11 protein-coding genes are annotated in these 14055 nt (G+C 57.6%); 6 read left to right on the top strand and 5 right to left on the bottom strand.

Annotated features, from left to right (window positions below):
• Window positions 1-15 precede the first annotated feature (15 nt).
• The 3 genes from ACQE2I_RS04215 to ACQE2I_RS04205 all read left to right on the top strand — a co-directional run bounded on the left by ACQE2I_RS04215 (window position 16) and on the right by ACQE2I_RS04205 (window position 1545).
• The gene (locus ACQE2I_RS04215; protein WP_226912060.1) at window positions 16-462 is read left to right on the top strand and encodes an excinuclease ATPase subunit; all 447 of its coding nucleotides are present in this window, start codon (window positions 16-18) and stop codon (window positions 460-462) included.
• Window positions 462-1052 carry a 4'-phosphopantetheinyl transferase superfamily protein gene (locus ACQE2I_RS04210; RefSeq protein ID WP_193084797.1) on the top strand — a complete coding sequence of 197 codons (591 nt, stop codon included), beginning with the start codon at window positions 462-464 and terminating at the stop codon, window positions 1050-1052. Before ACQE2I_RS04215 ends, ACQE2I_RS04210 begins: the two co-directional genes overlap by 1 nt.
• A gap of 118 nt (window positions 1053-1170) precedes the next feature.
• Window positions 1171-1545: an MFS transporter gene (locus tag ACQE2I_RS04205; protein WP_427031381.1), complete on the top strand. Its 375-nt coding sequence runs from the start codon at window positions 1171-1173 to the stop codon at window positions 1543-1545.
• A 280-nt stretch (window positions 1546-1825) separates the two neighbouring features.
• Here ACQE2I_RS04205 and ACQE2I_RS04200 read toward each other — a convergent pair whose 3' ends face one another.
• The 3 genes from ACQE2I_RS04200 to dkgB all read right to left on the bottom strand — a co-directional run bounded on the left by ACQE2I_RS04200 (window position 1826) and on the right by dkgB (window position 4612).
• A complete protein-coding gene (locus ACQE2I_RS04200; RefSeq protein ID WP_427030217.1) occupies window positions 1826-3187 on the bottom strand; it encodes an IS1380 family transposase in 1362 nt (453 codons plus the stop codon).
• Window positions 3188-3529: 342 nt separating this feature from the next.
• Window positions 3530-3679 carry an alternative ribosome rescue factor ArfA gene (gene arfA, locus ACQE2I_RS04195; RefSeq protein WP_427030216.1) on the bottom strand — a complete coding sequence of 50 codons (150 nt, stop codon included), beginning with the start codon at window positions 3677-3679 and terminating at the stop codon, window positions 3530-3532.
• A 114-nt stretch (window positions 3680-3793) separates the two neighbouring features.
• Window positions 3794-4612 (bottom strand): 2,5-didehydrogluconate reductase DkgB, encoded by an 819-nt coding sequence (gene dkgB, locus ACQE2I_RS04190; RefSeq protein ID WP_427030215.1) that lies wholly within the window; start codon window positions 4610-4612, stop codon window positions 3794-3796.
• Window positions 4613-4702: 90 nt separating this feature from the next.
• On the opposite strand from dkgB, the gene ACQE2I_RS04185 reads away from it, so the two are divergent.
• The gene (locus ACQE2I_RS04185; RefSeq protein WP_427030214.1) at window positions 4703-5962 is read left to right on the top strand and encodes an MFS transporter; all 1260 of its coding nucleotides are present in this window, start codon (window positions 4703-4705) and stop codon (window positions 5960-5962) included.
• A gap of 82 nt (window positions 5963-6044) precedes the next feature.
• Here ACQE2I_RS04185 and cobA read toward each other — a convergent pair whose 3' ends face one another.
• On the bottom strand, window positions 6045-6941 hold the full coding sequence (gene cobA / locus ACQE2I_RS04180) for a uroporphyrinogen-III C-methyltransferase (RefSeq protein ID WP_427030213.1): 897 nt from the start codon (window positions 6939-6941) through the stop codon (window positions 6045-6047).
• Complete coding sequence (locus ACQE2I_RS04175) at window positions 6901-9654, bottom strand: molybdopterin-dependent oxidoreductase (protein ID WP_427030212.1); 2754 nt, start codon at window positions 9652-9654, stop codon at window positions 6901-6903. Before ACQE2I_RS04175 ends, cobA begins: the two co-directional genes overlap by 41 nt.
• A 500-nt stretch (window positions 9655-10154) precedes the next feature.
• Here ACQE2I_RS04175 and ACQE2I_RS04170 point away from each other — a divergent pair, with 500 nt between their 5' ends.
• Entirely contained in the window at window positions 10155-11498 is a 1344-nt protein-coding gene (locus tag ACQE2I_RS04170; protein ID WP_427030211.1) for an NAD(P)/FAD-dependent oxidoreductase, read from the top strand.
• Window positions 11499-14006, top strand: coding sequence for a nitrite reductase large subunit NirB (nirB, locus tag ACQE2I_RS04165; RefSeq protein ID WP_427030210.1), 2508 nt, complete (start codon window positions 11499-11501; stop codon window positions 14004-14006).
• Window positions 14007-14055 lie beyond the last annotated feature (49 nt).

Below are 14055 nucleotides of genomic sequence, written 5' to 3'. Positions count from 1 at the left end.
AAGAAGGAACGCTAAATGAGCCGAGGAATGATGTTAATGGGGGTGCTACTAGGCGCTCTACTAGTAAGCACGACGAGCCATGCGCGCGACACGACACACATGCTCTCTATTGAGGACGCAATGAACACGCCCGATGCGAGAGCACGGCTTGATTCCAATATTCAATTTATCTTTGGCGACACTCCGCACGGCGAGATTACCGCCGAGCATGGTCCTGCCGTCACAAATAAAAAGACCAATGCCTTCAACAAGTCTGATGTAGAAGCCTGCGAGTGGGTCATGCTCTCGGCGCTTCTTAGCTTGCAAGACCGCGTCAAAGCGGAAGGCGGTAATGCGGTGGTTAACATTGAGAGTTTTTATGACCGTCAGCCGATGTCCTCGACCAGTGAGTATGAGTGCCATGCAGGGGCGCTTATGGCCGGTGTCGCGCTGCGAGGTGACGTTGTCACGCTAGCCGACTAATGACCGCGTATTTAGACATTGTGTTGGCCCAAGCCCCCGCTCACAGCAGCGGGGCTTGTTTATCGGCGCTGGGCAGAGAGCTTCTCTCCAGGCTTGCCGATGCGCGCGGCTACCACTGCCCCGTTAGTGAGTGGTCTCCCAGAGGCAGCGGCGCGCCGTGGCATCCAGCGCTGCCGCTCCCCTGGAAAGCGTGTCTTGCCCACCGCGATGGGCGCGTCATTGCAGGTATTTCCACGGCACCGGTGGGCATCGACATCGAGCATGTTCGCCTGCGACATAAAAAACGCCTACCCGAGCTGGTGGCGTGCCTGCCTGAGGCCGACGTACGCCGCAAGATACATCAGTCCGCTGTACCTCTAGACGCCTTTTACCGCGCATGGACACTCCACGAAGCGCTGTTCAAGCTGGATAGCCTGTCCGGCACTCCTTCAAGCCATGTATTGAGCACCCGTCTTGAGCGGCTAGCCCCTAGGGGCAATGTTCATGCCTGGCAATGGCAGCAGCAAGGCTGGACCATCAGCCTCTGTGCACACGCAAGTTCGCTTGAAATTCGCAGTCTCCCCAACCTCTCTTTTATGCAACTCGACTAACACTCGCCAACGCGGGCCGCCCCCCTCCCTTACTTCCTGACGTAAAATAGTAGCTTGCTAACGACAGTGCTATCATCAGTGCCTTTGCCATCTCGATGTTTATCCAGGGAAGCTCGCCATCAACCATTTAACCCATACCAAAGCCGTACTGCTGTTTGCCAGCACCATGACGGTGATGTCGGGTGCGATTATTGCGCCTGCTTTGCCGGGTATCAGCCGCTATTTTTCGGATCAGCCGCAGGTGTTGATTCAGCTGATCCTGACGCTTCCTGCGCTGATGATTACGCTGTTCAGCCCGCTAATGGGCTATCTGGCCGACCGGTTTGGGCGCAAGCCTCTACTCCTGATGATGTTGTCCATTTATGGCCTGGCGGGTGGGGCGGGCTTCTTGATTGATAGCGTGAACCTGTTGTTAGCATCACGGGCGCTGATGGGCATCGCCGTGGCCGGTATTTTAAGTATTAGGTTTTGTACGAAAAGCCTTATCTGCTAACTTTCCCTATGCAAAAGCAGCATAGGGGAAAGTAATGGTCGGACGTTATCCTGAATCCGTGAAGCCGGCGCCGACACTTTCCCTATCACCGCCAGCGAGCACTTTTTGATCATTCGCCCCGTGCAAGTTGGCTTTCGCAAGCCCGTTATTGCCAAAACCCACCGTGCTGATCGGTGCTGACGGCCCGTTTTGTCATGCCTTTCCACCCGCCAGGCACGACATATCTGGCGATCGCGTGTCGCTTGGAACTGCTTGTGGATAGAGTGTCGCCGATTGACGGTCAGCATGGCGTTCCTCGTGGATAACGCAGTCGGCTCCGCAGCGTCTTGAGCACCGTCATGCGCCCGATATCCTGCCCGAAGTCGAGGATGATCTGCCGTGCCTTGTGAATCACGAGAGCCGCACGGTGCACCAGCTCTTGTAGCACGGTGCGCAGCCGGCGCCGCTTGGCCGGGTGGCGAACCGGGCTCAGCTCGCCGGTCATGCCCAGCTGTCCCATCAGGCGCAGGATGTTGTAGGCCAACTGGGCGAGATGCAGGATCAGGTCGTTGGTGGCGAACTTGCCGGACGGCAAGCGCTCCAGGTCGAGATCGGTCTTGATCTCGCTGTGAAACTGCTCATGGGTGGCATGCGCCTGGTAGCGCTTGATCACCGCCTCCGGCGCCTCGTCCAGGCTGGTCCACCAGCCTTCCAACTCATCGTCCGGTTCGAGCAGCAACTGGCCATCGCGATCGGCGGTGCGCTCTACCAGGCGCATCACGCGTTGGACGACGTATTCGGTCTTGTTGTCGTCGTGGATCGAGACGGTCTGCGGCCACAGCGCCTGGCGCTTGCCAGGACGCAGCTCTTCCCAGTAGTCCGCCGCCACCGCCAGCCAGGTATCTCGATCAGCCGTGGCCGAGCCGCGCGGGTTCCATTTGACGACATAGTCGAGCCGGCGCCCCTCGTCGGCAAAGACCTGGCGTTGCTGTTCGAGAAGCGCCAGGTGCGCCTGGCTGTCGAAGCCGCTGTCCTCGCGTAACAGGATCGGTTGCTTGGTTAGGCATTGGGCGCGAGGCAGTACCCGCTCCAGGAAGGCGTTGCTCTCCTTCATGGTGTGCTGCTTGCCAGGCCGCAGTTCCAGACCCAGGCACCACCCTTCGTTGCCCAGATAGGCGGCGATCGGGGTGTAGCCATCGACCTTCTGGTAGGTCCGCGAGACGCCTTCCTTCTTCGAGTTGCTGTTGTCCATGACGAAGGTGTCGATGTCCAGGCAGACGTGCGTCGTCTCGGCGGTGATCGGTGCTTCGATCAGTGACAGCAGGGTCGTGGACCAGGTGGCGGTGCGCGCCTGCAGGTCGTTGGCGGCAAGTTTCTCCAGCCGCTGTCGCAGCGTCGCCGCGCTCGGCACCTTCTGCAGGGTCAGCAGTTGTTGGAAGGGCTTGTCGCGGCGGAAGTTCTCGACAGCGTCATAGTCGCTCATGCCCAGACACAGCAGGCCCAGGTAGCTCTTGATCACGTCACTGGTGCGCATGCCCAGCGTGGTGGGGAAGCGGCTGTCGATGCTGTCGACGCCAGCGATCTCGAAGCATTGCCCGATGATGGACAGCCCGGCGTGGCTGGTGAGGGTGCGGCGACTGGCGCGGAACTTTATGTTGGGCATGGCACTGTCTGGGTGAATGGCGATAATGGCTATATTGCCATGCAGGTCAGTGGGTTAGAAGTGCTTCCGGGGGCCGGTCTCACGGATTCAGGCTAAAGGTTATCGCTAATTAACAGTTGGCGCTCATGTAAGCCTCAGTTAAAAGATAAGAGCTGCCTTTAAAAGGTAGCTCTTTTTTATTTCTCAGAGATCTTCTCATGCGCTGGCAAAACCCCGTGACACGAATGAAGAAGCTACATCGCATTATTAATAATGCGGTATCAGCTTATTGTCGTCGCGCGCCAGGGATATAGCTAAACCGCCTAACTCAAGAATAAAAGGCTCAAGAGTAAAAGGCTTAGTTCAAGCGGCTTGGCTATATCCCTGTGGTTTAATACGGCCTTTACGGGAGTAGCTGCCTTTACCTTTTTTAGGGGTTTGCTGCTGCATTTTAAACATTGGCGTTCGCAGTTGCGCTTTTAACGCGTTGTCTTGAATCTTGCGCTGTTTCATCATTTTCCCCTTTTAGGATTAATAGATGCCTGCATGAAGCAGGCATCCACTATGACACTCGCTAGCTTTTAGCGTTCATCTATTAGTGTTGCAAACCCTGCCTAATCACACTACTTACTCATCCCAGGCGGGCGCCATATCCGGGTTAGCAATGCGCTCTTTACGGTCCAGCGTGGCAATTTCCGCCATTTCACTGTCACTTAGCACTAGATCAAAGGCGGCGATGTTGCTTTGAATATTACGCGCCTTCGTGGAAGACGGAATGGTAATCATATTGCGCTGTTTTACCCAAGCAAGAGCAATTTGTGCGGGCGTGACGCTATGCGCCTCGGCGATCTGCTTAAGGGTCGGGTCGTCCATTACTTTGCCCACGGCCAGCGGCATAAACGCAGTGATCTGAATGCCATGCTGCTCACAGTGGTCAACTAGTTTGTGGTTTTGCAGGAAAGGATGAACCTCAATCTGGTTGGTAAGGATTTCACCTTTTCCCAGAATGCTGACCGCTTCATCCACCTGCGCGCAGGTAAAATTAGAAATACCGATATTGCGCGCCTTACCCTCGGCTTTCACCTCTTTAAGCGCCGTCAGATAATCAACCATCGGCACTTCATCTTCTGGCGACGGCCAGTGGATAAGCAATAGATCAACGTAATCAGTGCCTAATTTCTGTAGGCTTTCGTCCACGCTGGCTTTAAGAGTGGCTGGCTCCAGCTTATCGAACCACACCTTGGTGGTGAGAAAAATATCGCTGCGGGGCACGTCGCTATCGCGAATCGCTTCACCCACACCGGCTTCATTACCGTAAAACTGCGCCGTGTCGATATGACGGTACCCGGCCTCAAGCGCCGCGTGAATACTCTGCTTGAGCGTATCTCCTTCCAGGCGAAAAGTACCAAAACCGGGGTTAGGCATTGAATCTTGCATCATTAACATCCTTTTCTATTGATAGCGTGTTAACTAAGATGGGGTGGCAACAGCCCCTCTTCAACCCTTTGCTATTGAAACTCCCACCATGATGACGCCATGACTTTCACTACCCAAGCACCCGCCAGCGACGAAGTGCCGTTACTCCCGCTTCACCGCCAATCGGGCTTTTTAAGCTTTTTGCTGTCGCGGTTAGCCGCGGTTTTTGCCATGCAGATTCAAGCCATCGTTGTGGCCTGGCAAGTTTACGATATTACCCGTGACCCGATGGCGCTGGCCTATGTGGGGTTGGTGCAGTTCCTGCCCATGGTGGTATTGCTGCTGCCTGCAGGGGATTTCGTTGACCGCTTCTCGCGTAAACGTATTTTGCAGCTTAGTTGGATGGTGCAAGGGCTATGTAGCGCCCTGCTGCTCACCCTTTCGCTGAATGAAAGTCATAATGTGAGCGGCTATTACGCTGTTCTGGCGCTATTTGGTGCCGCACGCGCCTTTACCGGTCCTGCCTTACAAAGCTTACTGCCTAATATTGTGCCCCGGGCGCAACTTGCCTCTGCGATTGCTTTGAACAGTTCTATCATGAAAATTGCCGTGATCGCCGGTCCATTATTGGGCGGCATCCTGTATGGGTTAGGCGGTGGCAGCCTCGCATACGGCGTGTGCTTGGGCTGTTTTATTGCGGCACTCATGCTGCTGATCCCGGTGCCCATTCGCTACGCTGAAACTGCCAAAATGCTGGAAAGCACCGCCATAAAGCGCTTTACAGCGGGTATTCGTTACATCCGCCATCAGCCAATTATTTTGGGCGCCATTTCGTTGGATCTGTTTGCTGTGTTATTGGGCGGTGTCGTGGCACTGCTGCCCATCTACGCCCAGGAAGTGCTGCACGTTGGGCCGGAAGGGTTAGGCGCTTTGCGTAGCGCTATTGCGGTGGGCGCGCTACTTATGGGGCTCTACTTAGGCATTCGCGGCATTCAGCGCCGTGCTGGTTTGGTTATGTTTATGGCAGTCGCCGTTTTCGGCGTTGCCAATTTAGTGTTCGCTTTTTCAACGATTTTTTGGCTCTCGCTGATAGCTATGCTGATAGCAGGCGCCGCCGATATGATTAGCGTCTATGTGCGCATGACGCTGATTCAGCTTGCCACCCCGGATGAGATGCGCGGGCGCGTGAATGCGGTCAACATGCTGTTTATTGGTTCCAGCAATGAGCTTGGCGAGTTCCGTGCAGGGAGCATGGCGGCTGGGTTTGGTGTAGTGCCCGCGGCCATTATTGGCGGTGCCGGCACGCTGGCGGTGGTCGGTGCCTGGATGAAGCTGTTCCCAACTTTGCGCCGGGTTGACCGTTTTGACGATGCGCGCTGATAACACTGTCCTCGCTCATCCTTATCTGCACGGTGAGGTTGTCATCGCTGCCGTTGTCGAAGGCGATCAGCGCGGCCATCGGCTAACGATCGCCTTCGCTGGGGCGGCATACGACGGCTAGGTTAACGGGCGACGTGGCGGCCCTTTGCACAACGCTGCCCACCACAATCAAGCAAGGGGACGGCAGAGGGTGGGCGGCAAGCTTCTCTGGCATGTCCGCTAGCGTGCCCACCAACGATTTCTGCTCGGTCTGGCTGGCATTAGCCACTAGCATGATCGGCCACTCGTCCGGCAGGCCTGCCTGGCGCAGACCGTGGCAAATTGCATCGACTTTGGAGAGGCCCATATAAAACACCAGGGTTTCATCCTTGCGGGCCAGCGCCGTCCAATCTGGCGCGCCGTCTTCACGGCATAGCTGGGCGGTAACAAAGCGCAGCTGCTGCGCATGGCCACGATCAGTGAGCGGAATGCCCATGCAGGCCGCGGCGGCAGAGGCCGCGGTAATCCCCGGCACAATGGCAGCAGGAACCTCGGCAGCGGTCAGGGCATCCAACTCCTCGCCCATGCGCGCAAACACCGCTGGGTCGCCGCCTTTAAGCCGCACTACCGATTTCCCTTCGCCGGCGAGTTTTACCATCAGCTCACCAATTTCCGCTTGCGGTACGCTGTGGTGGCCGCGGGCTTTGCCCACGTAGTAGCGCTCGCTGCCGTTGGGAATCAGCGCCAGTACGTCATCGCCCACCAGGCGGTCGTACACCACGGCATCTGCCTGCATTAACAGCCGAGCGGCCTTGAGGGTTAACAGTTCCGCATCGCCGCTGCCTGCGCCGACCAAGTAAGCCTGTCCGGCGCGGCACTCGCCACGCAGTGGCAAACGTATGTCAGAAGCATGCTGAACCGACGGCGTCAACGCGCGGTGCGACAATCGCATAAAGGCGTTAAACCACTTCTGTAGCAAGGGGTTGCTTAGTGCGCGCATTGGGCCGCTCCTCTTCAATAAGTGATTTCAATTCGGGAATACAGCTACCGCATTGGGTGCCGCAGGCAAGTCTGGCGCCCAACGCTTCTACGCTGGTGTCGCCTGCACGAATAGCGTTGGCAATGGTGGTTTGGCCGACCTGGTGGCAACTGCACACCACCGGACCGGTATCCGCAGCGCCGTCGTCGCAGCCAGCCAATAGACGCCGGCGGTGAGTATCGCTCAGCGCTGCATCGCTAAAGCGCGCTTGCAGCCACGCCAACCCTGGCAACTCACTGGGTGGGCCAACCATCAGCCACCAGCGCAGCTGACCATTTTCCACACAGGCGGCACGCAGCCGTCCGTTAGTGGGGTCTTGGCTGACCATCGCCACTTCCCCAGGCAGCCACTCTTTCAACTGCACTAACCAATCATTAACCGACTGCGTATGGGCAAGCTGCCAGCGCTGGCAGCCGCGCATGGGAATACGTGTCCAGTAGGCACTGCTGCACCAAGGGGTTGATTGCGTTGTCCCTTCGGCAACCAATAGTGTGGCTTGCCATTCGGTAGCCAGAGGCGCCAGCGCCACGGCGCCGTGCTTCGATTCCGGCTGCCCGGAGAGCGGATCAGTAATGCTGTCGATCAGCGCGCTGCTTCTGGCCTGCTGGGTAAAACAGTCAGTCCAGTGGATAGGCACGAAAACCTCGCCGCGGCGCTGGGCATTGGACACCCGCACCCGAGCGCGAAATTCGCCTTTCTCGGCGGTTAATACCGCCAGCCCTTGATCCATAACACCGGCGGTGTGGGCATCCTCCGGGTGAACATCCATAAAGGGTTCGGCGCGGTGATTCATTAACCGCGGTGAGCGAGCGGTGCGGGTCATGGTGTGCCACTGATCACGAATCCGGCCGGTGTTCAGACGCAGCGGATAAGCGGCGCTCAGCGCCTGCTCAGGCCCTTTGGGATGGATCGCCAGCAGCTTGGCGCGACCATTGGCGGTGGCAAACTCGCCATCCTCAAACAGCCGAGCAGTGCCATGGGGGGCGCTCTTTGTGACCGGCCATTGAATCGGTGCTAAGGCGTCGTAGCCCTCCCGGCCCAGGCCCACCAAACCCGATATATCAAACAACCGCTGCGGGCTGCCGGGCAACGAGCTGTTATCAACACCGTTTTCAAGTCCGTTTTCAAGTCCGTTTTCAAACCCTGAGAGACGAGCGTGCTCGTCGAAAATCTCCCAGGGGTGCGTGTAGTTAAACGCCTCGGCAAACCCTAATCGTTTCGCCACCTCGCAGATTATCCACCAGTCGTGGCGGGCCTGTCCTGGGGGCGGCAGCATGCCCCGCTGGCGAGAAATACGCCGCTCGGAGTTGGTTACGGTACCATCTTTTTCCGACCACCCCGAGGCTGGCAGCACAATGTCGGCATAAGGCAGCAGATCGGTATGGGCAGCGCACTCTGAAACAATTACCAGCGGGCACTTCTCCAAGGCGGCACGCACCCGCGCGACATCGGGCAGGCTAACCGCGGGATTGGTGGCCATCACCCATAGCGCTTTTATCTCGCCTCGCTCAATGGCCTCAAACAGCTCCACTGCTTTATAACCCGGACCTTCCGGCAGGATCGGTGTAAGGCTGTCGGTAGCCCAGAAGCGGCTGACCAAATCCAGGGCGCCTGGGGTGTGATAATCCATATGCGCGGCTAACTGGTTGGCAAGCCCGCCCACTTCGCGGCCCCCCATGGCGTTGGGTTGGCCGGTAATCGAGAACGGCCCTGCCCCCGGCAAACCGATTTTGCCGCCAGCCAGGTGGCAGTTAATAATCGCGTTGCACTTATCGGTACCGCTGGCGGATTGGTTAACGCCCTGGGAATAGAGCGTGACCACATGCAGTTGGCTGGCAAACCAGTAGTAGAAGGTTTCCAGTCGCTCGGGGTCGACATCGCAGGCCGCCGCTACCTCCGCCACCGAGCCCGCGGTTTGCTGGGCCGCCGCCAGAGCATCGTCAAACCCTTCGGTGTGACGCTCAAGATAGAGAGTATCGAGCTTGCGACGCTTTGCCATCCACGCCAGCAGGCCGTTAAACAGGTAAGCATCGCTGCCTGGCTTAATCCCCAGATAGAGATCGGCGATTTCACAGCTATCGGTGACTCGTGGGTCGATGACGACCAAGCGCATCAGTGGGTTGCGCTCTTTAGCGACTTTAATACGTTGGTAAAGCACCGGATGGTTCCAAGCCAAGTTGGAGCCCACCAGCACGACCAGCTCCGCCTCTTCCAAGTCTTCGTAGTTGCACGGCACCGCATCCGCGCCGAAGGCACGCTTATAGCCAGCGACCGCGGAGGCCATGCACAGTCGCGAGTTGGTATCTAAATGAGGCGTGCCCAAGAAGCCTTTAAACAGCTTATTGGCCACATAGTAATCTTCAGTTAAGAGCTGCCCCGACAGGTACGCCGCTACGCTATGATTGCCATGCTCGGCCCGCAGGGCGTTTAAACGCTCAGCGGTGGTGTTCAGTGCGGGCTCCCAGGAGACCTCAACGCCATCTACACGCGGATGCGCCAGACGGCCCTGCTCGCCCAACGTTTCATGTAGCGCAGAACCTTTGACACACAGCCGACCATAATTCGCAGGGTGCTCGCGGTCGCCCTCGACAGTGCTCAGCGTGCCCGCTTCAACGGTCGCCGTCACGCCGCAGCCGACGCCGCAGTAGGGGCATGTGGTTTTGGCCTGAGTCATAGCTACTCCTCGGGTTGTTCACTGCCATTGCCAAGCGATGCTGCAAGAGCCAAGCCGACCACCATTCCATTAAAAATTAACAACTTAAAAACAATAGGTTAAAAACATACAGAACGTTACGCAACGCTATGCTTGGCACTCAATACGCGCTAAATGGTGTGTGAGAGTGCATGCTGCCATCCTTTTCGCACCATCACCGTGCAGCCCACCCTAAGAGCAGCGTTACTGCTTATCTATCACCTACATCTAAGCAACTGACGTTATTGAAGAAATATTGATTAATCGCCAGCTGGCTAGTTCCTTGCTTAGTTCCTTACTTAAGACAACGTAAGGCTTTTAATCAGTTGGCGGCCAATGGCGGTTGTCGCGCGATTTAAAAGCGCTATCGGGCAACGACGCTCCTGTTACGTACGCTTTTGCAATGCTTTGCAAAGAGGTGCGCGACAGGGGCGTTTTTTGTTTGGTGCTCAAGCAGCCGCAACGACATAGAGGAGCTCCCCATGGAAACCACTTCCCGGTGCTCAACCAACGACCATCTGGTGATCATTGGCAATGGTATGGCAAGCCACCGCCTAATTGAGGCATTGGTAAAACAGCCCACACGCCCACAGCGAATCACGGTGATTGGTGCCGAGCCAACCCCTGCCTACAACCGTATTCTGCTTTCGCCACTGCTGGCCGGTGAAATGCAGCAGGAGGCACTTTCCCTGCGCGATGCCCAGTGGTACGCCGACCAGGGCGTCACGCTGATACTGGGTGAAAAGGTCGAGACGCTTGATCGCGCAAGCCAAACGTTGACCACCGATAGCGGCCGATCACTCGATTACGATCATTTGGTCATCGCCACCGGCTCGCGCCCAGCGCTGCCCGACATTCCTGGTATTGAGCTTGAGGGCGTACACGGCTTTCGCGACCTGCAAGATGCCGAATCACTAGAAGCCATTGCTCAAAAGGGTGGTGATGCAGTGGTGATTGGCGGTGGCCTACTGGGTCTTGAAGCGGCTGAGGGGTTACGTAAACGCGGCAGCGGCATCAACGTAAGCGTGCTCCAGCGCAGCGAGCGGCTGATGAACCGCCAGTTGGATGCAACTGCCGCCCACCTGCTTAAAGACACTCTCACTCAGCGCGGTTTACAGATCATCACTGGCGTGCAGCTAGCGCGGCTAGAGAGTGATGGCCAGGGCCGGGTCACCAAGGTGCATCTCGCCGATGGCCGCCAGTTGAACACCTCCAGCGTGATCGTTGCTGCGGGCATTACCCCTAATGCGGAACTTGGCCGCCAGGCAGGTCTGCGCACGGATCAAGCGATTGTGGTGGACGAATGGCTCACCACCAGCGACCCGACGATCTCAGCGCTGGGCGAATGCTGCCAATTCGAGGGCACCACCTACGGTTTAGTGGAGCCGATCTGGCGACAGGTAGAAGTGCTCGCCGCGACGCTGTGCGGCACGCATTCCCAAGGCTACGCAGATGCCCCCAGCGCCACCAAACTCAAAATCAGCGGTGTGGCGCTCTACGCCTTTGGGCCCACCGAGGCCAGCGCCGAGCATGAAGTACTGAATTACCACGATCTTGAGCACGGCGACTACCGCCGCCTGCTGCTGCGCAATGGCCAGATTGAAGGCGCGGTGCTTTACGGCGACACCAGCCAAGGCCCCTGGTACTTCGAGCAGGCGCTCGCGGGCACCGATCTCAACGCTTACCGCCAAGCCCTACTCTTTGGTGGTGCTGATGTAGAGGTGCTACGCGAAGCGGCATCTCTACACAGCCCTGATTCTTCTGAGCTCTCTTCAAAACAATCTTCTTCAAAACACTCTTCTCATACAACGTCGGAGGCAGCTTAAATGTCTACCCAACAGCAGCTTATTATTATTGGTAATGGCATGGTCGGCCACCACCTGGTCGAGCAGCTCGTCGATAACGGCGCCCTTGAGCGCTATCAGGTCACCGTGTTTGGCGAAGAGCGCCACCGCGCTTATGACCGTGTACATCTCTCTGAATACTTCAGCGGCCGCGATGCCGATTCGCTCGCGCTTTGCGAAGCGGATTACTACGCCACCAGCGGCGTGGAGCTGCGCACTGGCGAGGCTGTGATTGAGATCGACCGCAACTTACAAGAGGTGGTCACCGAACAAGGCCGTTACCCTTACGACCGCGTGGTGCTAGCCACCGGCTCGTTCCCCTTTGTGCCGCCGATTCCCGGTAACGACCGCGATGGTTGTTTGGTGTACCGCACCCTGGACGACCTAGACGCCATTCAGGCCGCCGCCGAAAACGCCACCACCGGCGTGGTGGTTGGCGGAGGTTTGCTGGGCCTTGAAGCGGCTAATGCCCTGCGCGGGTTGAACCTGGATACGGCCGTGGTGGAGTTCGCCTCACGCCTAATGCCGATGCAGGTGGATAACGAAGGCGGTGAGCTGCTGCGCGAAAAAATTGAAGCTCTAGGCGTACAGGTGCTCACCGAGCGAGCGACTCAGCGTATTGAAGATGGCAAGGCGAGCCGCCACCGCATGGTTTTCCAAGACGACAAAGTACTGGAAACCGACCTGATTGTGTTCTCGGCAGGTATTCGCCCCCGCGACCAGTTGGCCCGGGACTGCGGCCTGGAAATTGGTGAGCGCGGCGGCGTGGTAGTGGATAACCAGTGCCTCACCAGCGACCCGGCCATTCTGGCGATTGGTGAAGTGGCGCTATGGAACCAGAGCATTTTTGGCCTGGTCGCCCCCGGTTATCAAATGGCCAAAGCAGCGTTTTCGACGCTGACCGGTGGCGATACCCAGTTTGGCGGCGCGGATATGAGCACCAAGCTCAAACTGCTGGGCGTGGATGTGGGCTCCATTGGTGACGCCCATGGTAATCAAAACCCCGGCGCACGCATGTTCCGCTACCTAGACCCGATCAAGCAGGAGTACCGCAAGCTGGTAGTCTCCAGCGATGGAAAAAAGCTGCTCGGCGCCATGCTGGTGGGCAATAACAGCGTCTACGACACGCTGCTGCAGTACTACGCCAATGGCATTGAGTTACCCGACGAGCCGGCCTCATTGATCCTGCCCCAAAGCAGCGGCGCCGCACCCACTCTCGGCCCCGGTGCGCTGCCGGAAACCGCCTCCATCTGCTCTTGCCACAACGTCACTAAAGGCGATATTTGCGCCACTATTGACGCTGGCGCGGTGGATCTAGGCGGTGTCAAAGCGGCCACCAAAGCCAGCACCGGCTGCGGCGGCTGCACAGCGCTGCTCAAAAGCGTGGTTGACCATGAGCTAGAAGCCCGCGGTGTCGAAGTCGATAAATCGATTTGCGAGCACTTCACCCATACCCGCCAAGAGCTTTACGATATTGTGCGCGTCGAAGGCATCAAAACCTTCAGCGAATTGATCGCAAAACACGGTAATCAAGACACCCACTGCCTGGGCTGCGATATCTGCAAACCCGCTGTGGCGTCTATTCTGGCCTCCTGCTTCAATGAGCCGATCACCGACGCGGCGCATATTCCTCTGCAGGATACCAACGACACCTTTATGGCCAACATGCAGAAAAACGGCACCTACTCGGTGGTGCCGCGTGTGGCCGGTGGCGAAATCACCCCAGACAAACTCATCGTGCTAGGCGAAGTGGCCAAAAAATACAGCCTCTACTCGAAGGTTACTGGCGGCCAGCGCATCGACCTGTTCGGCGCCCGTCTGGAAGACCTGCCAGATATCTGGGGCGAGTTGATTGCTGCAGGTTTCGAGACGGGGCACGCCTACGGTAAATCGCTGCGTACGGTGAAATCCTGCGTGGGCAGTACCTGGTGCCGCTACGGTGTGCAGGACAGCGTCGGCATGGCGATTCAACTGGAGAATCGCTACAAAGGCCTGCGTTCGCCTCACAAGATCAAGTTCGGGGTATCCGGCTGCACCCGCGAGTGCGCCGAAGCCCAGAGTAAAGACATTGGCATTATTGCCACCGAAAACGGCTGGAACCTCTACGTGTGTGGTAACGGTGGCATGCGCCCTCGCCACGCCGAACTGTTCGCCACCGACCTTGACGACGAACAGCTCTACCGCACCATTGACCGTTTCTTGATGTTCTACGTGCGCACTGCCGACCGTTTGCAGCGCACCTCGGTGTGGCGCGAAAACCTCGACGGCGGCCTGGAGTACCTAAAAGAGGTGATTCTGGAAGACAGCCTAGGCATCAACGACGAGCTGGAGCGCCAGATGCAAACCGTGGTGGATACCTACCAGTGTGAGTGGGCCGACGCCATCAGCGACCCGGAGAAGCTCAAACGCTTCCGCAGCTTCGTCAACGACGACCGCCCTGATCCGTCAATCATTATGACATCCGAGCGTGGCCAGCTACGTCCCGCTTAAACACTAATGCCCTGCTTAAACACTACATAATCGCAAACCAGACAACGTT

Source organism: Halomonas sp. H2 (assembly GCF_050215315.1).
Taxonomy (GTDB): domain Bacteria; phylum Pseudomonadota; class Gammaproteobacteria; order Pseudomonadales; family Halomonadaceae; genus Vreelandella.
The sequence above is the reverse complement of the archived record's forward strand: the minus strand, read 5'-3'. Positions and strand labels throughout refer to the sequence as shown.